The organism is Rouxiella sp. T17, from assembly GCF_036663475.1.
Lineage (GTDB): Bacteria > Pseudomonadota > Gammaproteobacteria > Enterobacterales > Enterobacteriaceae > Rouxiella.
In genome coordinates this window covers 66,169-84,252 of record NZ_JAWUEA010000033.1, presented here as the reverse complement: position 1 = coordinate 84,252, position 18,084 = coordinate 66,169, and the positions used below count along the sequence as shown (strand labels likewise).

Below are 18,084 nucleotides of genomic sequence, written 5' to 3'. Positions count from 1 at the left end.
AAGAACTGATCGCAAGATTTAGGCCGTTTTCCCCAGCTTCTCAGTGAGAAAATCGATAAAGCAGCGGATCCGCGTGCTGACGGCCTGATCGCTGTAATAAACGGCGTGGATTGGCATCGCAATGCGCATCACATCGGGAATTAACAGTTCAACCAAGTCGCCTCGTTCAATATCTTTGCGGCACATAAAATCGGAGAGACAGGCGATGCCGTTGCCCGCGAGGCAGAGTTGGCGCAGCGTTTCACCACTCCCTGCGCTGACGAAAGGCTTAATCGTTAACTGTTGGCCGTCGGCACACAGTAACGGCCATTTGTTTAATGCCACCACTTCATTAAATCCAATGCAGCGATGACGCGCCAAATCATCGACAGTTTCCGGCGTGCCCCACTTCTGTAGATAGGCCGGAGAGGCCAGCACGCTGCGATAACTCATCATCAATTCACGGGCGCGCAGGCTGGAATCTTCCAGCGCGCCAATACGAATCGCCACGTCAACTTTCTGATCAATCAAATTGATATTGCTCTCCGAAGAGAACAGCGACAGGCTGATTTTAGGATAACGTTCTGAAAACTCGGCCACCAGCGGCGTGAGAATATGCAGCACGACGGGCGTCGCGGCATCGACGCGCAGCAATCCTTGCGGCACATTATGGTTCTCAAGCAGGTCATTTTCGGCGGCGGTCATGTCCTGAAGAATTTTTTGTACTCGCCCGAAATAGCGCTCGCCTTCCTGCGTGAGGCTGATTTGTCGGGTGGTACGATTGAGCAGCTGAATATTCAGCTTCTGTTCCAGTCGTTTAACGCTTCGACTGACTACCGAATTGTCCTGCCCGAGCTGCTCGGCAGCGCGACTAAAACTGCCGCTTTCAACCACCGTTACAAACACCAGCAATTCGTCCGACGTTGCTTTCATTATTGCTTCTCCAGCAAAAATAACTTTCAACTATTCTTTTTCAAACATGGCGATTGAAACATTTAACCATAGGGATCCCCAACGCAGCCAGCGACTAAACTGATGAGCTTGAGTTTCGATAAGATTCAATGCCGTTAATAGTTTGACTGAATTTATTGAGAATAATCGTGAAATTAGGTTGAACGTTGTATACCAATGTAAACACATTGGGTGTTCGGCAACGGCGGCGTATACTGGAAGATACCGCTGAAGGGAAATTTTTCCGCACAGCAGATTCACGATGAATATCGCCAGCATTCGGTCTCGTGGAAAAATGCTGGGTAGAATGGGTTAACAGTGTGCCGAAAAAAACGTATGCAATGAGGTATGTTGCAGGTCAACCGGTCGAGCAAATTTTCCCGGGTGTGTTAGCACATCTCGGACCCGATCTGCCACCGGGAGCTGCACTGCCCAATTCGAATATTTTACGCGTCATGGTATGGAATATCTTCAAGCAGCAGCGCGCTGACTGGCTTTCTGTACTGCAAAGTTTTGGCAAAGATGCTCAGCTGGTTTTATTGCAGGAAGCACAAACCACGCCCGAGCTGATTCGCTTTGCTACCTCCAACTATCTGGCTGCCGATCAGGTTCCGGCCTTTGATCTGCCGCAGCATCCTTCCGGCGTCATGACGCTGGCCGCCGCGCATCCGGTCTATTGCTGCCCGCTGCGCGAGCGTGAGCCTTTACTTCGCCTGTCCAAATCTGCGCTGGTGACGGTTTATCCGCTGCTGGATGGTCGTCTTTTGATGGTGGTGAATATTCACGCCGTCAATTTCAGCCTCGGCGTGGATGTTTACAGCAAGCAGCTTGATCCGATCAGCGAACAAATCGCCAACCACAAAGGGCCGGTGGTGATGGCCGGAGATTTTAACGCCTGGAGCCGCCAGCGAATTCACGCGTTGTACAGCTTCTCGCGTAATGTCTCGCTTCAGGAAGTGCGTTTCCCTTCCGACCTGCGCCGCAAGGCTTTTGGTCGCCCGCTGGATTTCATCTTTTATCGCGGATTAAGCGTGACCGACGCCAAGGTGCTGGAAACCCGCGCCTCCGATCACAATCCTTTGCTGGTAGAGTTTTTAGCTCAAAAACCGCCAGAAGGTATCGATCTCTAACCGCGTAAGAACGGCCCGATTAAAAGCAAAAAAAAAGCACCCGAAGGTGCTTTTCTCTCATGTCACGTTAACAGGTAACAAGACGGGAAATGAGCTGAGTCCTAGCTGTCTGGACTTTGCTTGCCGTTCACATAAAGTGTCAGCTTCTCGCCTGGCTGCAAACCGTCGAGGCCTGAATTCCAGCGCATCACATCTTTGATGTTCACGCCGTTGTTCTTGGCAATACTCGAGAGGGAATCGCCTCTGCGTACCTTGTACGTAATGCTGCCACTGTTGCTACCGCTTGCGCCGTTGTCTGCCACTTGCAGTGTTTGCCCAACTTTTAGCACGCTTGCCGAGCGTAAATTGTTCCAACGCTGTAAATCACTAGACTTCACATTCAGTTTGGCTGCAATTCCACCGAGGCTGTCGCCGGAGCGAACCTTGTAGGAAGCTGAACCAGACGTGCTGTTGCTGGCCAGTCGCGTTTCCTGCACTGCGGTGATGTCTCCATCAGCCAGTGAGTCTTTGAGCTGGTCGGCATGCGCCTTTGGCAACACAATGTAATGTGGGCCGTTAGGCGCCGTGACATTACGTTTGTAACCGGTATTAAAGGATTTCAGCTTAGTCACTGACATGCCCGCCATCTCAGCCGCCTGAGTTAACTGCATCTGTTGACCCACTTCGACACGCGCCAAGGCACGATCTTCGTCAGGTTTCGGTAAGCTAATCCCGTATTTTTGACTATGCTTAAGAATATCGCTCAGGGCTAACATTTTCGGGACATAAATCGACGTCTCGCGAGGAAGCGCCAATGACCAGAAATCTGTCGGTCGACCTTTACGTTTATTCTGTTTTATCGCCTGCATCACGCGACCTTCACCGCTGTTATAAGCCGCGACCGTCAACAACCAGTCACCGCCAAACATCTTGTTCAGGCTTTGCATCATATCAAGCGCAGCAGTTGTCGATGCCACAACATCGCGGCGACCGTCATACCACTGATTTTGCTTCAAACCATAGTTGCGACCCGTACTTGGCACAATCTGCCATAACCCAGCGGCATTAGCCGATGACGTTGCTTTCGGATCAAAAGCGCTCTCCACTATGGGTAGCAGTACTAGTTCCATCGGCATATTGCGTTTCTTAATCTGCTCGGTGATCCAGTACATGTACGGCTCTGCCCGTAATGTTACATCGTGGAGATAGCTCTTCTGTTTTAAATATTTTACTTTTTGCTCACGGATCCGGGGATTATCCGGAACCTTCATCTTCAGCTCGTCGCCAATGAAGTTCCACAGATTTTTTTGCGCATTGGGGTCATTGCTGCCCAACCACTGCGATGACGGCGTAGTGCCATCCTCTGTGTACTCTCCTGCTTCACTTTGACTTGCCGAAGACAAACTCTGTGCATGTTGTACTGGCACCTTGACGTCCTGCCTGGACGCCTGGCAACCCACTAACAGCAAGGAGGCGAAGATAATCGCTTTAGCCTTCATGTGTGTGTCATAGTTGCTTAAAAGACGAGCAATACTACTTTGCCTTGCCAAAAAAGACAACTAAAAGCTTCAGAAGCTATCCTTGAGTTGACGTAAACGGGCAAAAACCTGCCAGTCAGGTGTAATGGTTGTGTTAACGTTTAAATTGTTATGTAAATCAACGTCATCACAGCGTAAGAAAAGGTTGATTTTACGTTCTAAACCGAGGGTTGTAGGCAGGGATGATTGTCCGTTTTTGCGCTTATCCAGAACGGTTTGTTCATGTGCCGCGATATCGGAATCGTCCGGTAGAATCGAGCGTGCAAACTTAAGATTTGAGACTGTATATTCATGCGCGCAGCAGACAAGCGTATCGTCAGGAAGTTCCGCTAGGCGTTGAAACGATTGGTACATTTGCTCGGGCGTGCCTTCAAACAGCCGACCGCAACCCGCCGAAAACATCGTATCGCCACAAAAAAGGTAAGGCGCGCTATAGTATGAAATGTGACCTAAAGTGTGTCCGGGCGTAGCAAAAACAGACCACTTTACCCCACCGATTTCGACCTGATCGCCACTTTTAAGAATTATCTGAGCGCCCTTGCTCGAAGTTTCTTCAGGGCCGTACACTTTTACAGCAGGAAATTGCTTAATAATTGCCCGTACGCCGTCAACGTGATCGCCATGATGATGAGTCAACATGATTGCCGTAGGCGTTAAATTCCGATCGGTCAAGGCATCGAGAACGGGCTGCGCTTCACCCGGATCGACGATCACACAGTGACCTTTCTGGTCATCAAGCAACCAAATGTAATTGTCCTGCAAGGCCGGAATACTGATAAGATTCATGACAAACTCCTGTTGGGCAAACACCTGAAAGTTGAATACAAATTATGAAGTCAGCACATATTCGCAAAATGCTGGTGGTGCCTTCATCCTGGGATGAAATTCCCCGTGGTGAGTACTACCGTGCCGCGCTTGAACGACAACTGCAACCCTGGTGGAGCAAGTTGTACGGTTTTCATCTATTAAAAGTGGGCAATTTAAGTGCCGAAATCAACAGCGAGGCCTGTCCTATCTCGCATCAGGTCAACGTTGCGCCCGAAGGCAACAACCTGCAGGTGCGCGGCGACCCGTATTATTTACCCTTCGAGCAGAAGTCGGTAGATGCCTGCCTGCTGTGTCATACCCTGAATTACGCCACCGATCCGCACCGTATTTTGCGCGAGGTCGACCGGGTTTTAATTGATGATGGCTGGCTCGTTATCAGCGGATTTACCCCTTTCAGCCTGCTCGGAATGGGAAAGTGCCTGCCTTTTTTGCGCAAACGCCAGCCTTTTGCCAGCCGGATGTTTAGTCAGACGCGGCTTATCGACTGGCTTAGCCTGCTCAATTACGAGGTGATGTTTAAATCGCGGTTTCAGGTGCTGCCTTGGCATCGGCACGGCGGGCGTCTGCTCGGCGATCACCTGCCGGCGCTAGGATGTATGACGGTGATTGTTGCGCGTAAAAGAACGCTGCCGCTGCTTCCGACGGCTAAAAAGGTCCATGCCCGACGACAATCGCTAACGCAAACGGTGGGAGCCAGCAAGAGTTATCGCGAAGAACACGACGACGATCGCCGCAAATAGGCGACGATAAAAGAAGTTTGAAAAAGTAATAGCGCGCACGGCCCTGTTTTTATACGTGAAAAACGTTTAGCAAAAAGCGTTAACCAAAAAGCTTTCAGCAAAAGCACCGTGCGCGATAGACGGCGTTACTTTGTCGGCTCGTAACCCACATCTTCGAGCGTTGGATTACCCGCCGCAACGCGCGCCAGTTCGTCACAACGTTCGTTTTCAGGGTGTCCGGCGTGGCCTTTCACCCACAGCCAGTTCAGCGTGTGAGTCTGAATCGCGGCGTCGAGGCGCTGCCATAAGTCGACGTTTTTCACCGGTTTTTTGTCGGCCGTTTTCCAGCCGCGCTTTTTCCAGTTGTGGATCCACATCGTGATCCCCTGACGCACATACTGGCTGTCGGTGCTTAGCGTCACGTCGCAGGGCGTAGTCAGCGCTTCGAGCGACACGATGGCGGCCATCAGTTCCATTCGATTATTTGTCGTCAGCCGATAACCCGCGCTGAACGGTTTTTCATGCTCTTTGTAGCGCAAAATTGCGCCGTAACCACCGGGTCCCGGATTGCCAAGGCAAGATCCGTCGGTGAAAATTTCTACCTGTTTGCGCATCTCTGGTAGACTCTTCCATCAGAATGTAAAAGCCAAGTCTGACATAAACGAGCGCTATGAGCACTGCAATATGCTAACTACTCCAACCCGACAGATTGTTCTCGATACCGAAACCACCGGTATGAACAAGCTGGGTGTCCATTATGAAGGGCACCGCATTATTGAAATTGGCGCCGTCGAGGTGATCAACCGCCGTCTGACCGGTCGCAATTTCCACGTCTATCTCAAGCCCGATCGCCTGATCGATCCTGAAGCCTTTAACGTACACGGCATCAGCGACGAGTTTCTTGCCGACAAGCCGACCTTTGGCGACATCGCCGACGAGTTCCTCGAGTTTATTCGCGGCGGCGAGCTGGTCATCCATAATGCGAACTTTGACATCGGCTTTATGGATTACGAGTTCGGCATGCTTGGCCGCGATATTCCCAAAACCGAGACATTCTGCAAGATAACCGACAGCCTGTTCATGGCGCGCAAGCTGTTTCCCGGCAAGCGCAACAACCTTGACGCGCTGAGCGATCGCTATCTGATAGACAACAGTAAGCGAACGCTGCACGGCGCCTTGCTTGACTCCGAGATCCTGGCCGAAGTCTATCTGATGATGACCGGCGGGCAGACTATCATTAAATTCTCGCACGAAGGCGAACAGAATACCGGCGCGGACGGGCAGGATATCCAGCGTATTTTGCGTCCGGCGTCGGGTTTGAAAGTGTTGCTTGCCAGCGATGAAGAGTTGACCGCGCATGAATCACGACTGGATTTAGTGATGAAAAAGGGCGGCAGCTGTCTGTGGCGTCCTGAAGAGCCAGCCAGCGAATAGGCCGATAAGCGAATAGTGAATACGTTGGTTGGCTAGATGGGGTGTTAGTTGCTGGTTGCTGACTGTTAATTGAATAGAAAGTAACGCGTTTGTGACGTCAATTTAAGCAGGCTGCGGAAATACTGAGCAATCAGATTTTTCTGGCAGAAAAGAGATTGACGGAACTCACGTCCAACCGTAATATTCGCCTCGTTCCAGTGACACGGAACAGCAGTAAACAGCAGTAAAGTGGAGCGGTAGTTCAGTTGGTTAGAATACCTGCCTGTCACGCAGGGGGTCGCGGGTTCGAGCCCCGTCCGTTCCGCCACATTCAGAAGCCCTGAATCAGCAATGATTCAGGGCTTCGCTGTTTTTACTCCCTTCTATTTATTTGCTTCCAAACTTTTCACTTTCAAACTTTTTACTTCCAAACTTTTCACTTTCAAAAAGAAAGCTTCAAAACTCATTCTTTACCCAACTCGGCTTTGACGAAATCCAGGGAGTGATCGGCCACGCGATCGTGACGGGCAATAACGCGATAGAAGCCGCCCGACAGGAAAGCACCGATAAACCAGCTAAAGTTGGCCACCGCGTGCAGGCTTGGCGTAAAGCTGATGACCAAACCAATCACCACCGCAGGAATCAACGAACCGATGGCTTTCGGGTTGAAACCGTTGCGATACCAATAGCGGCCCGACGGCGTCGCGTTAAACAGCGCGTCAACGTCCAGCTGTCCGCGTTTAATCAGATAGTAATCCACCAGTAGAATCCCAAACAGTGGCCCGATAAACGCACCCAAAACGTCGAGCGTGTAGTGAATCAGCTCCGGCGACTGGAACAGGTTCCACGGCGTTAATAGCACGGAACCTACTGCCGCAATCATCCCGCCCGTGCGGAAGCTGATTTTTTGCGGTGAGCAGTTGGAGAAGTCAAAGGCCGGTGAGACGAAGTTAGCCACAATGTTGATGCCGATGGTGGCGATAATCATCGTCAGCAAGCCCAATGCGACGGCAACGCTGCTGCCTACGCGGCTTACGGTTTCGATAGGATCGGTAATCATGGTGCCAAACAGCGATTGCGTACCCGAAACAATCACCACAGTGACGATGGAAAACAGCAGGAAGTTAAACGGCAGGCCCCAGCGATTACCACGACGGATTTCGCTCATGCTTTTACCGTAACGCGAGAAGTCACCAAAGTTCAGCAGCGGGCCGGAGAAGTAGGAAACGACCAGCGCGGTTGCGGTAATCATCTCCCACGTTTGCTGTCCCACGGTCAGCGTCTTGCTGCCCAGCGTGAAAGAGATGTTGCTGAAGCCGGTTTTGTACACAATCCAGCCTGCCAGCGCCAGCATGACCACGTAAACCGCCGGACCTGCAACATCGATAAAACGCTTAATCGCCGCCATGCCGTTCCAGAACACGATTGCCTGCAGCACCCACATCACGCCAAAGCAGATCCAGCCGAGCGCCGACAGACCCAGCCAATGCGGCACGGTCAGCGGATTCAGCGACGGGAAAAACTTCAGCATCACCAGCATCAGCGCGCTGGCGGCCAGATAGGTTTGAATGCCGTACCATGCAAAGGCAATCAGCCCGCGGATCACCGCCGGAATATTCGCCCCGAACACGCCAAACGCCTGACGGCAGATAACGGCATACGGCACGCCCGCCTGCTGGCTCGGTTTCGCCACCAGATTGGCACACAGTTGCACGATGCAAATGCCGCACAGCAGACAAATCAGCACCTGCCAGCTCGCCAGCCCGAGCGTGAAGAAGCTCGCGGCCACCACGTAACCGCCCATGCTGTGCACGTCCGACATCCAGAACGAGAAAATATTGTACCAACTCCAATTCTGGTCGCGCGTTGGCGCCAAATCGTCATTGCAGAGCCTTGGGCTGTAGTGCGGCTTGATGATGCCTGCGCTCTGTTCAGAGGTATTATTCTGTTTTGGCATAAATCGTGCTCCTGTCATAAAGAACAATTTGATAAGTGGGAAACCGGCAATCGGTAATCCAAAAAAATCAGTTAAATTCACATCACCCAAATCGGGTTGCAGGAATTAGGCCAAATTTCATTTTTTGTATACAAAAAAATAATTTCATGTATACGATAAGTTATCTGTTCGGTATACGGAGTAGTCAAGATGACCAGCTGGAACGGCCTGAATACGGCTTATTTTACTGAGGATAAGGACGACCACATCTACAACGCATTGGTAAGATCCATCGTCGAACACAAGCTTTTGCCCGGTAATAAATTGCCTGAAGAAGCGTTGGCCGAGGCATTTTCCGTCAGCCGAACCGGCATCCGCCGCGTGTTGCAACGCCTCGCCGCAGTGCAATTAGTCACGCTGTTGCCCAAACGCGGTGCGCACGTCACCACGCCAGACGAAGAAGAGTCACGCAGCGTATTCACCACCCGCAAGCTGCTGGAATGCGCCAACATGACGGAAGTGGTAGCGCACTGCCAGTCCACCCATCTTGCCGCGATGAAAAAGATCCTGCTTGAAGAGCAGCGCGCCCATGAAGATCGTGACGGCACCGCGGCGATCCGTCTTTCAGCCGCGTTCCACGTTCAGTTGCAGGCCATTTCCGGTAATAAAGTGCTGACCGAAACGGTTTCGCAGCTCACGCTGCGTTCCTCGCTGGCGATTGCCGCCTGGGGCGCGCCGTGGCAGCAGGGTTGCCGCTGTAACGATCACGACGAACTGCTCGCGCTGCTTAAAAAACGTGACGCCGCCGCGCTGGCCGAAAAAATGGCGCACCATTTTGACACTATCGTCGCCAGCCTGCGTTTCGAGAGCAGCGAAGGCCCGACCCCCGATTTCAGCCAGCTGTTTTCCGGCGTGGCGCTGCAACCCGCCAAAGATAAGGAAACTCACTGATGTCTTCGCCGCTGTGTATACAATTAATTAATCCCAATACCAGCCTCGGCATGACCGAAGTCATGGCCGCAACCGCGCGTCAGGTCGCCTCGCCGGGAACGGAAATTGTGGCAGTGTGTCCCGAAGAGGGCGCGCCGTCGATAGAAGGGCATTTTGATGAGGCAATCGCCACGCTAGGCGTTTTGCAGCAGGTAAAAGTCGGGCGCGAAGCCGGCGTCGATGGACACATTATTGCCTGTTTCGGCGATCCGGGTTTATTGGCGGCGAGAGAGTTGGCCCGCGCGCCGGTGGTGGGCATTGCCGAAGCCGCGATGCACATGGCGACGCTGGTGGCGACGCGTTTTTCCATCGTCACTACCTTGCCCCGTACGCTGACGATCGCCCGTCATTTATTGCATCAATACGGTTTTGATCGCCACTGCGCCGCGCTGCACGCCATCGACCTGCCCGTGCTTTCTCTCGACGACGGCAGCGGCTTGGCGCAGCAAAAAGTACGCGAGCAGTGCATCAAGTCCAAACAGCAGGACGGCAGCGGCGCCATCGTGCTCGGCTGTGGCGGCATGGCCGATTTGGCACAGGAGCTGACGCTTGAGCTTAGTATTCCGGTGATTGACGGCGTGAGCGCCGCAGTAAAACTGATCGAATCGCTGCACGCCTTACGTTTAACCACCAGCAAATTTGGCGACCTCGATTATCCGCTGGCCAAACCGCTGTCTGGACGTCTCAAAGACTTAAATAGCTAATCTTGTTCCTGAAAAGTTTAAAAAACCAAACAACCCGCGATGAGCAGAGAACCTTATGTCTGATATTGATTACGGCTTTACCCGCGATTATCCACGCGACCTGATTGGCTACGCCGGTCGTCCGCCTCACGCCAACTGGCCGAATAACGCGCGGATAGCCGTGCAGTTTGTGCTTAATTATGAAGAAGGTGGCGAGAATAACGTGCTGCACGGCGACGCGGGTTCCGAGCAGTTTCTCTCTGATATTATTGGCGCGGCAAGCTTTCCCGATCGCCACATGTCGATGGATTCGCTGTATGAATACGGCTCGCGCGCCGGTTTCTGGCGTATTCATCAGGAGTTCCAAAAACGCGAATTACCGTTAACCGTGTTTGGTGTTGCCATGGCGCTGGCGCGTAATCCCGAGGTGGTGGAAGCGATCAAGCAGGCCGATTACGATGTCGTGAGCCACGGCTGGCGCTGGATTCATTATCAAGACATGAGCGAAGCCGAAGAGGCGGAACACATGCGCAAAGCCGTCGCCATTCTCGGCGACCTGTTCGGCAACAAGCCTCTTGGCTGGTACACCGGCCGCGACAGCCCCAACACCCGCAAGCTGGTGGCCGAACACGGCGGTTTCCAGTATGACAGCGATTACTACGGCGACGATCTGCCTTTCTGGACGCCTGTCACCCTCGATTCCGGCGAGGTTAAGCAGCATCTCGTTATCCCTTACACCCTTGAAACCAATGACATGCGTTTCGCTTCGCCGCAGGGTTTCAACACGGGGGAGCAGTTTTACACGTATCTCAAAGACAGTTTCGACGTGTTGTATGCCGAGGGAGAAACCTCACCGAAGATGATGTCGATAGGCATGCACTGCCGGATTTTGGGCCGCCCGGGGCGTTTCCGCGCATTGCAGCGGTTTTTGGATTATGTTCAGTCACACGAGCAGGTGTGGATCTGCAAACGGCAGGATATAGCGGAACACTGGGTGCGGGAGCACCCAAGCTCCTGATCTTAGATTTGGAATCTAAAGGCAATTTTCTTAGGTCAAAATCTTTAGATTCAATTTCTTTAAAATCAAAATCAAAATCAAAAGCATGCGCTTCGCTTACTGCGCGGCGGCGCAGACCGCCTCAAGGATGTTCCAAAGCGAACACCCTTGAGAATCCCACGCTTTTTTTTCCACAGCTGCAACTTGAGGACTACAAAGGGAGATCTTTCCAGAAATTCCCGCGCGTGGCGTAGGTCGCGCGGCTTCGCCATCCCTTCATTACGGATTTGAGCCAAACACGTCTCAAATCACTCCATTCAGCGCCGCCCTGATCCCGCCAATTACAGCTCAACAAGAGAAAACGGATACTTTTAAGCGGTCAGGGGCCGCTCGCTCAACCTTTGTTTGAAGAATCAGCAACATCGGATAAAAATCAGGAAAAACTCAGTTGATTATCAGTATGAAAATTAGGTAAATAAAAGTTTTTAACTTTAAGTCTTCTCAATAAACAATAAATTTTAGGTTGAAGGGTTGAAGGGTTGAAGGGTTGAAGGGTTGAAGGGTTGAAGGGTTGAAGGGTTGAAGGGTTGAAGGGTTGAAGGGTTGAAGGATCGGCCCTTGACCGCCCAAGAGTATCCGCCCTTACTTTAAGTGTTGTAATTGGCGGCCTCAGGGCGGCGCGGAATGGAGTCGAGCAAGACGTTTTTGGCTTGCGAACGTAATGAAGGGAGTGCGAAGCACCGCGACCAACGCCACTCGCTGTGGCAACTGGAAAGATCTACGGATTTAGTCCTCAAGTTGCAGCTGTGGAAGAAAAACGCGGGAGTGCAGAGGGTGCTCGTTAAAGCACCTTCTGCCTGGTCTGGGCCAGCGCCCAGTAAGCGAAGCGCATGCAGTTGAATTCAAAGACCTTGACCCAAAAGATTTTGACCCAAAAGACTTTGACCCAAAAGATTTTGACCTAAGAAAATTGCCTTTAGATTCCAAATCTAAAACCGAAATGGATCGGTCAAACCATCAAACTAACTTGTGCTGCCACTATCCTCCAGCCACTCGGCATCTTCACCCACGTCTGCATCTGACGACCGATCTTGTCGCTGCCTTCGCGCGTAAACTCCGTGCTGGCAACCGCCATGTCATCGCCAAACGTGGTGATCACCGTATTCTGCAAGGCGCGATCCAAACCCTGCGACGGGCGCGAGGCGCGAAACTCGCGGATCTCTTCAATGCCGTACAGATTCTCACTCGCGCCATAGCGAACGGTACGCGGGTCGTGCCAAAACAGCTCGTCGAGTACCACAGTGTCGTTGGTAATTAACGCCTTTTCATAACGATAGAACGCTGCGTTAACCTCGGCCAAAATAGCAGGGCGATCAATATGTTCACTTTTCATGATTATCTCGGTTGTTCGCTAACGGCTAATAGTGCGTTAACTTTTAATCTTTTAACTTTAGTCTATGTGTTCAAACGTTTAGGTTCGTTTAAACGCTTAGGTTCGTTCAAACGTTTCTGTCAGACAATCGGCGAGCTGCTGACGCTGACGATCCCCTGCTGTTCCAACGCCCACGCCGCGCGCAGGCACAAATCTTCACGCCACGGCGGTGCAATCAATTGCAGGCCGATTGGCAAACCGTTGGCCGTAGTTAACGGCACAGAAACCACCGGCGTGCCGAGGAACGAAATCGGCTGACTCAGCATGCCCATGCTGGCGCGGGTTGGCAACGCAACGCCATTGATATCAATGGTTTCTTGACCAATCAGGGTCGCCGGACATGGCGTGGAAGGGGCGATCAGAATGTCCCAATGCTCGAACATCGGCAACACCTGCTGCTGAAATTGCTGGCGGAAACGCTGCGCCTGCACATACCACGCCGCCGGAATCATCGCGCCGGCCAGCAAACGCTCGCGCGACAGCGGCTCAAACTGCTCGGGAATCGTGCGCAACAGCGGCAGATACTGGTTGCCGCCTTCCGACGCCGTAATAATAAACGCCGCCGAACGCGCCAGTTCAGCCTGCGGCATCTCGACTTCATCCTGCGCCTCGAGCGCCTGCGCGACTCTTTTCACCGCCGCTTTGGCATTATCGTCGCACCAGGTATTGAAAAATCCGCCGAGTACCGCCGTGCGCAGCCCTTCCTGCCCGCGCGACAGCTCGGAAAATGTCATGCGCGTCGGCTTGTCGGCTTGAAAATTATCGGCCGGATCTGTTCCTTGCAGCGCGTCATAGACCAGCGACAGGTCGCTGCTGCTGCGCGCCATCGGCCCTAAATGATCGAGGCTGGCGATAAACGGCTGGCTGCCATGGCGCGAAATTCGGCCAAAGGTCGGTTTCAAGCCGAGAATGCCGCTGAGCGAAGAAGGCACGCGAATCGAGCCGTTGGTATCGCTGCCTAAAGTAAATTGCACTAAACCGGCAGCCACGGCAGCGGCCGATCCGCCCGACGATCCGCCTGCGATTCGAGAGAGGTCGCGCGGATTTCGCGTCGCGCCGTAATGGCTGTTTTCAGTGGTGAAACCGTAGGCGTAGGCATCCATGTTGAGCATGCCGGAGAGCAGCGCGCCTTGTTCGGTCAGGCGCGAGACGACAAAGGCATCCTGTTTGGCAACCGGATTACTGCTGTTAAGGCTGGCGCCCGCCAAGGTCACTTCGCCGGTGACATCGATAAGATTTTTCACCGCGTAAGGCACCGCCGCGAGAGGCGGCAGGGCCGCGCCGCTGGCCCGCAGTTTATCGATTTTTTCCGCTTCGCTCAGCATTCGCTCGTGCGTGACGTGCGTGTAGGCATTGACCGACGGGTTAGCCTTGTCGATATTTTCCAGCGTCTGCCGGGCGATTTCCTGCGCCGAAATATCGCCGCTTTTTAATGCCTGCTGAATGTCGTGAATGCTGGCCTGAGCTAAAGATTTCATGCGCGATATACTCCCGCAACTTCAAGGCGTGAATCGAGCGGCAAATCCATCAACGGCTGCGCCATCTGCGCGATGCGGGTAAATTGGGTCAGCAACTCTTGACGGCGCGCGTCGTCGAGATCCAGCGCCAACACGGCTTCCATTTGAGTGACGTAGGCTGCCCAATCGGCTGTCGGCGTCGCCGATTTAGAAGAGGGGGTTTTCATGATGTCTCCTTTCATTGCTGTCTTATGTTCTTTTCTGATGACGTAATCAGGTACGGATTAGGTACGGATTGGGTACGATTGGCTACGGATTAAAAACCGGCCGCGCTGCCGTTGCTGCGAGGGTCTGACGCGCCTTCAAACATACCGTTGGTGTGACGGACAATCGCGCCCGCGTGACCTACCGCCTCGCTGAATTCCGGCAGCATTTCGACCTCGTGACCACGTTGACGCAAACCTGCCAGCGTGGCGTGGCTGAAACGGCTTTCGAGTTTTAATGAATCTGAACTTTGCCCCCAAGTGCGTCCGAGCAGCCAGCGTGGCCCGCTAATCGATTCCTGCAACGATTTCCCCTGCATCACGTGACGGATAAACACTGCCGCCTGCGTTTGCGGTTGACCGTCGCCGCCCATCGAGCCATAGACCATGGTGCGGCCGTCATACAGGCGCGCGGCAGCAGGATTCAAGGTGTGGAACGGCTGTTTGCCCGGGGCCAGCGCCAGCAAATGTTCGGCGTCGAGTGAGAATGATGCGCCACGGTTTTGCCACATTACGCCACTGTTGGGTAACACCACGCCGCTGCCAAATTCGTGATAAATGCTCTGAATAAAGGAGACGGCAAGCCCGCTGCTGTCCATCACGCCCATCCAAACCGTGTCGCCCGGACCTTTGCCTTTGCCCCAATCGGCGGCGCGATGCGGATTAATGCGGGTTGCCAGCGCGTCGAGATAGGCAGGGTCCAGCAACGCCTGCGCGTCTTGGGTCATCATGCGCGGATCGGTAATAAAGCGGTCGCGCAGGCCAAACGCCAGCTTGGTCGCTTCGACGATGGAGTGAATGGTCGCGCCTTCGTCCATCGCGGCGAGATTGAGCCTGTCGGTCAGCCCAAGAATCGCCAGCGAAACCAGACCCTGCGTCGGCGGCGTCAGATTATAAATTTCACCCTTGCTGTGCTTGAGTTTCAGCGGCGTGCGGCGCTGCGGCCGGTAGGCGGCCAAATCATTTTCGGTGATCGGCATGCCCAGCTTTTTCATGTCGGCGGCTATGCTGGCGGCCAACTCGCCGCGATAGAAGCTCTCTAATCCCTCGTCGCACAGCTGTAATAAGGTGGCGGCGATTTTAGGTTGCGTAAAACGATGCCCGCACGGCGGCACCTCGCCGTGCGGCAGGAAAACCTCGGCGAAACCCGGGATGGATTCCAGCTCGTCGCGCTTGCTTTGGGTCGCGGCCTGCTGTGAAGCGGTGACTGGAAAACCGTCCGCCGCGTAACGCACGGCGTCGCGCAGCAGGCGGGCAAGCGGTTTTTGCTCGCCACCCAGCTCAGCCGAGACGTTTAATGCCTCCTGCCAACCGCCGACGGTGCCTGCAACGGTAAGCGCGGCTTTCGGGCCACGATGCGGAATGTGCGATTCACCGGCATAAAAATCGAGCGATGCCAGCGAACCGGCGGCCCCGCTGGCGTCAATCGCCACCGGATTACCCTGCGGCGGCACGATCAGCCAGAAACCGTCGCCACCCAAGCCGTTCATATGCGGATAAACCACGGCAATGGTTGCGGCGGCGGCGACCATCGCCTCAATCGCGTTCCCGCCTTCGCGCAGCACTGCCAGCGCGCTCTGGCTGGCGAGATGGTGGGGCGTGACCGCCATGCCGAGCGGTGCGCTGTTACTGTTAATCATGCCAAGTCCTCTTGCTCCAAGGAGCCGTTTTTTCTCGTTAATGTTTTTCTGCTTTCTGTTTAAAGATAAGCAAGAGCTGTTCCAGAAACGGGTAGGAGAGACAATCTTTTTTCAAAATTGTGAACAAAAGCAGAAGGCGGCGCTAAAAAATTATCTGCTTCCGAAAATCGCCGCGCGTGATATCTTCGGCTGAAACATTGGTTACAGGATGCAGCAGATGAAACAGATCGATGAACGCCTGCGCGGCTATTATGCCGAGCTCACGCCGCAGGAGCAGCGGGTTGCCGACTTTATTTTCGATCATATCGACGACCTGATGAGCTACAACAGCGCCGAGCTGGCGCGGCTGAGCGGCGTGTCGAAAGCCACCGTCAGCCGTTTGTTCAAACGTTTGGGTTATCCGAGCTATCGCGACATGCGCGACGAGGTGCGAACCCTGCGCCAGAGCGGAATGCCGCTAACCGACAGCCGCGACGCCGTGCAGGGCAACACGCTGCTGTCGCGCCATTACAAGCAGGAAATGGCCAACCTGACCCAATGGATTAATCAGATTGACGGCAATCAGTTTACCGCCGTTATTACCGCGCTGAGTCTGGCACGTCAGGTGCGGCTGGTGGGGCTGCGCAACAGTTATCCGGTCGCGCTGCACCTGCGCCAGCAGCTATTGCAGGTGCGCCAGCAGGTGTCGATGATGCCGCAGCCGGGGCAAACGCTGGCCGAAGAGCTGGTCGATTTATCCCCGCAGGACGTGGTGGTGATGGTCGCTTTCCGCCGTCGTCCGCGCGCCACGCGGGCCATTTTGACTCAGTTGCAGCAGATGAATGTGCCGGTATTGCTGATTTGCGAGCCGCAGGCGCAGTCGCTTATCCCGCTGGCGCGCTGGCATCTCGCCGCCTCGCTCGACAGCGTGTCGGCCTTCGACTCCTATTCCGCTGCGATGAGTCTCGCCAACCTGTTAAGCAACGCGCTGCTGCACGAAATGCTGGCATCGGGTCGCCAAAGAATTCATCAGATTACCGAGCTGTATAACGATCTCGATGAGCTTGAACAGCGCTAATTGGCGCTAAAACGCTCGGTTTCCGAAAAGGCGCAGCCCCGAATTGGTGCTTTTGCACAATTAAAGTGCGCGCTAACTTTCCTATTTCTATCACTTTGCCCCGCGATGGGGCGAGTTTTTGCCGCTGATTCCAGCCTGTTTTTCGCTCTCCTCCTTGATTCTCCCTGCGTTTACTCCTTATCCAGCGCCATTTTTATTTATTGGCACATTAGTTGCAGAATGCATGGCATAAGAATCTATCGTTTCATAAACTATTAATCCGGGGAGTCGAGAATGAAAATGAACAAACGGTTGTTGGCGTGGGTTGGTGCAGCAATGTTGATGGTTCAGGCACCGCTGGCGATGGCCGATCAGTTGAAAGACATCGAACAACGCGGCGTGCTGCGGGTTGCCATTCCGCAAGACTTCCCGCCGTTTGGCTCCATCGGCACCGACATGCAGCCGCAGGGTTATGACATCGACATGGCGCAGTATCTGGCCACCAAGATGAAACTTAAGTTGCAGCTGGTGCCGGTTTCCAGCGCCAACCGCGTGCCTTATCTGCAAACCGATAAGGTCGATTTAGTGATTTCAAGCCTGGGTAAAAATCCAGAGCGCGAAAAAGTGATCGACTTCAGCAAGGCTTACGCGCCGTTCTTTCTTGGCGTGTTTGGCGCGAAAGGCGACGCGCTCAGCGATGTGAAGCAGCTTTCCGGCAAATCTATCGGCGTCACGCGCGGCGCGGTTGAAGATCTGGTGCTGACCGATATTGCGCCGAAAGAGGCCAAAATCGAACGTTATGAAGACAACAACACCACGCTGTCGGCTTATCTGTCGGGTCAGGTGCAGTTTATCGCCACCGGTAATTTAGTGGTGGCGGCCATTGCGCGTGCCAATCCGCAAAAAGCGCCGGAATCCAAGGTGTTGCTGAAAGATTCGCCGTGCTTTATCGGCATGCGTAAAGACGAGCCAGCGCTGAAAGCCAAGGTTGACGGGCTGATCGACGAAGCGTTGAAAGATAAAACGCTGAACAACCTTTCTGAAAAATGGATGAAAGCCCCGCTGCCAGCCAATTTGGGTGCTTAAGAGGTCATGAATGAAACACGCGTGCGC

General features: G+C 53.6%; 17 protein-coding genes and 1 tRNA gene. 9 read left to right on the top strand and 9 right to left on the bottom strand.

Annotation, left to right across the window (positions count from 1 at the left end):
• Positions 1-18: 18 nt before the first annotated feature.
• Positions 19-912 (bottom strand): DNA-binding transcriptional regulator YafC, encoded by an 894-nt coding sequence (gene yafC / locus SC206_RS12825; RefSeq protein ID WP_332737818.1) that lies wholly within the window; start codon positions 910-912, stop codon positions 19-21.
• 338 nt (positions 913-1,250) lie between these two features.
• On the opposite strand from yafC, the gene SC206_RS12820 reads away from it, so the two are divergent.
• On the top strand, positions 1,251-2,060 hold the full coding sequence (locus SC206_RS12820) for an endonuclease/exonuclease/phosphatase family protein (protein WP_332737816.1): 810 nt from the start codon (positions 1,251-1,253) through the stop codon (positions 2,058-2,060).
• A 101-nt stretch (positions 2,061-2,161) separates the two neighbouring features.
• On the opposite strand, the gene mltD is transcribed toward SC206_RS12820, so the two are convergent.
• Both mltD and gloB read right to left on the bottom strand, forming a co-directional pair.
• Positions 2,162-3,538: a murein transglycosylase D gene (gene mltD / locus SC206_RS12815; RefSeq protein ID WP_332737813.1), complete on the bottom strand. Its 1,377-nt coding sequence runs from the start codon at positions 3,536-3,538 to the stop codon at positions 2,162-2,164.
• Positions 3,539-3,607: 69 nt separating this feature from the next.
• Positions 3,608-4,363: a hydroxyacylglutathione hydrolase gene (gene gloB / locus SC206_RS12810; protein WP_332737811.1), complete on the bottom strand. Its 756-nt coding sequence runs from the start codon at positions 4,361-4,363 to the stop codon at positions 3,608-3,610.
• Positions 4,364-4,407: 44 nt separating this feature from the next.
• Between gloB and SC206_RS12805 the strand changes: the two genes are divergently transcribed.
• Positions 4,408-5,145 carry a class I SAM-dependent methyltransferase gene (locus SC206_RS12805; RefSeq protein ID WP_332737809.1) on the top strand — a complete coding sequence of 246 codons (738 nt, stop codon included), beginning with the start codon at positions 4,408-4,410 and terminating at the stop codon, positions 5,143-5,145.
• Between the two features lie 125 nt (positions 5,146-5,270).
• Here the strand turns inward: SC206_RS12805 and rnhA are convergent, their stop codons facing one another.
• Positions 5,271-5,738 (bottom strand): ribonuclease HI, encoded by a 468-nt coding sequence (rnhA, locus tag SC206_RS12800; RefSeq protein WP_332737807.1) that lies wholly within the window; start codon positions 5,736-5,738, stop codon positions 5,271-5,273.
• A 70-nt stretch (positions 5,739-5,808) separates the two neighbouring features.
• Here rnhA and dnaQ point away from each other — a divergent pair, with 70 nt between their 5' ends.
• Both dnaQ and SC206_RS12790 read left to right on the top strand, forming a co-directional pair.
• A complete protein-coding gene (gene dnaQ, locus SC206_RS12795) occupies positions 5,809-6,558 on the top strand; it encodes a DNA polymerase III subunit epsilon (protein ID WP_332737806.1) in 750 nt (249 codons plus the stop codon).
• Between the two features lie 230 nt (positions 6,559-6,788).
• Positions 6,789-6,865: transfer RNA gene (locus SC206_RS12790), tRNA-Asp, on the top strand.
• Positions 6,866-7,000: 135 nt separating this feature from the next.
• Here the strand turns inward: SC206_RS12790 and SC206_RS12785 are convergent.
• Positions 7,001-8,494: an NCS1 family nucleobase:cation symporter-1 gene (locus SC206_RS12785; RefSeq protein WP_332737804.1), complete on the bottom strand. Its 1,494-nt coding sequence runs from the start codon at positions 8,492-8,494 to the stop codon at positions 7,001-7,003.
• A 189-nt stretch (positions 8,495-8,683) separates the two neighbouring features.
• Here SC206_RS12785 and SC206_RS12780 point away from each other — a divergent pair, with 189 nt between their 5' ends.
• The 3 genes from SC206_RS12780 to puuE are packed head-to-tail and all read left to right on the top strand — an operon-like array spanning position 8,684 to position 11,164.
• Positions 8,684-9,424 (top strand): GntR family transcriptional regulator, encoded by a 741-nt coding sequence (locus SC206_RS12780; RefSeq protein ID WP_332737802.1) that lies wholly within the window; start codon positions 8,684-8,686, stop codon positions 9,422-9,424.
• A complete protein-coding gene (locus tag SC206_RS12775) occupies positions 9,424-10,167 on the top strand; it encodes an aspartate/glutamate racemase family protein (protein ID WP_332737800.1) in 744 nt (247 codons plus the stop codon). Before SC206_RS12780 ends, SC206_RS12775 begins: the two co-directional genes overlap by 1 nt.
• Positions 10,168-10,222: 55 nt before the next feature.
• The gene (puuE, locus tag SC206_RS12770) at positions 10,223-11,164 is read left to right on the top strand and encodes an allantoinase PuuE (RefSeq protein ID WP_332737798.1); all 942 of its coding nucleotides are present in this window, start codon (positions 10,223-10,225) and stop codon (positions 11,162-11,164) included.
• A gap of 988 nt (positions 11,165-12,152) precedes the next feature.
• On the opposite strand, the gene hpxZ is transcribed toward puuE, so the two are convergent.
• The 4 genes from hpxZ to SC206_RS12750 form a co-directional block, all read right to left on the bottom strand.
• The gene (gene hpxZ, locus SC206_RS12765) at positions 12,153-12,536 is read right to left on the bottom strand and encodes an oxalurate catabolism protein HpxZ (protein WP_332737796.1); all 384 of its coding nucleotides are present in this window, start codon (positions 12,534-12,536) and stop codon (positions 12,153-12,155) included.
• 119 nt (positions 12,537-12,655) lie between these two features.
• Positions 12,656-14,053 (bottom strand): AtzE family amidohydrolase, encoded by a 1,398-nt coding sequence (locus SC206_RS12760; protein ID WP_332737794.1) that lies wholly within the window; start codon positions 14,051-14,053, stop codon positions 12,656-12,658.
• Positions 14,050-14,259: an oxalurate catabolism protein HpxX gene (gene hpxX / locus SC206_RS12755; protein WP_332737792.1), complete on the bottom strand. Its 210-nt coding sequence runs from the start codon at positions 14,257-14,259 to the stop codon at positions 14,050-14,052. Before hpxX ends, SC206_RS12760 begins: the two co-directional genes overlap by 4 nt.
• An 89-nt stretch (positions 14,260-14,348) precedes the next feature.
• Positions 14,349-15,935: a gamma-glutamyltransferase family protein gene (locus SC206_RS12750; RefSeq protein ID WP_332737790.1), complete on the bottom strand. Its 1,587-nt coding sequence runs from the start codon at positions 15,933-15,935 to the stop codon at positions 14,349-14,351.
• A 217-nt stretch (positions 15,936-16,152) separates the two neighbouring features.
• On the opposite strand from SC206_RS12750, the gene SC206_RS12745 reads away from it, so the two are divergent.
• Entirely contained in the window at positions 16,153-16,992 is an 840-nt protein-coding gene (locus SC206_RS12745) for a MurR/RpiR family transcriptional regulator (protein ID WP_332737788.1), read from the top strand.
• A gap of 279 nt (positions 16,993-17,271) precedes the next feature.
• Positions 17,272-18,057 (top strand): transporter substrate-binding domain-containing protein, encoded by a 786-nt coding sequence (locus SC206_RS12740; RefSeq protein ID WP_332737845.1) that lies wholly within the window; start codon positions 17,272-17,274, stop codon positions 18,055-18,057.
• Positions 18,058-18,084 lie beyond the last annotated feature (27 nt).

Coding starts and splice junctions, on each gene's coding strand:
- yafC (WP_332737818.1), bottom strand. CDS start 912: ATGAAAGCAACGTCGGACGAATTGCTGGTGTTTGTAACGGTGGTTGAA.
- mltD (WP_332737813.1), bottom strand. CDS start 3,538: ATGAAGGCTAAAGCGATTATCTTCGCCTCCTTGCTGTTAGTGGGTTGC.
- gloB (WP_332737811.1), bottom strand. CDS start 4,363: ATGAATCTTATCAGTATTCCGGCCTTGCAGGACAATTACATTTGGTTG.
- SC206_RS12805 (WP_332737809.1), top strand. CDS start 4,408: ATGAAGTCAGCACATATTCGCAAAATGCTGGTGGTGCCTTCATCCTGG.
- rnhA (WP_332737807.1), bottom strand. CDS start 5,738: ATGCGCAAACAGGTAGAAATTTTCACCGACGGATCTTGCCTTGGCAAT.
- dnaQ (WP_332737806.1), top strand. CDS start 5,809: ATGCTAACTACTCCAACCCGACAGATTGTTCTCGATACCGAAACCACC.
- SC206_RS12785 (WP_332737804.1), bottom strand. CDS start 8,494: ATGCCAAAACAGAATAATACCTCTGAACAGAGCGCAGGCATCATCAAG.
- SC206_RS12780 (WP_332737802.1), top strand. CDS start 8,684: ATGACCAGCTGGAACGGCCTGAATACGGCTTATTTTACTGAGGATAAG.
- SC206_RS12775 (WP_332737800.1), top strand. CDS start 9,424: ATGTCTTCGCCGCTGTGTATACAATTAATTAATCCCAATACCAGCCTC.
- puuE (WP_332737798.1), top strand. CDS start 10,223: ATGTCTGATATTGATTACGGCTTTACCCGCGATTATCCACGCGACCTG.
- hpxZ (WP_332737796.1), bottom strand. CDS start 12,536: ATGAAAAGTGAACATATTGATCGCCCTGCTATTTTGGCCGAGGTTAAC.
- SC206_RS12760 (WP_332737794.1), bottom strand. CDS start 14,053: ATGAAATCTTTAGCTCAGGCCAGCATTCACGACATTCAGCAGGCATTA.
- hpxX (WP_332737792.1), bottom strand. CDS start 14,259: ATGAAAACCCCCTCTTCTAAATCGGCGACGCCGACAGCCGATTGGGCA.
- SC206_RS12750 (WP_332737790.1), bottom strand. CDS start 15,935: ATGATTAACAGTAACAGCGCACCGCTCGGCATGGCGGTCACGCCCCAC.
- SC206_RS12745 (WP_332737788.1), top strand. CDS start 16,153: ATGAAACAGATCGATGAACGCCTGCGCGGCTATTATGCCGAGCTCACG.
- SC206_RS12740 (WP_332737845.1), top strand. CDS start 17,272: ATGAACAAACGGTTGTTGGCGTGGGTTGGTGCAGCAATGTTGATGGTT.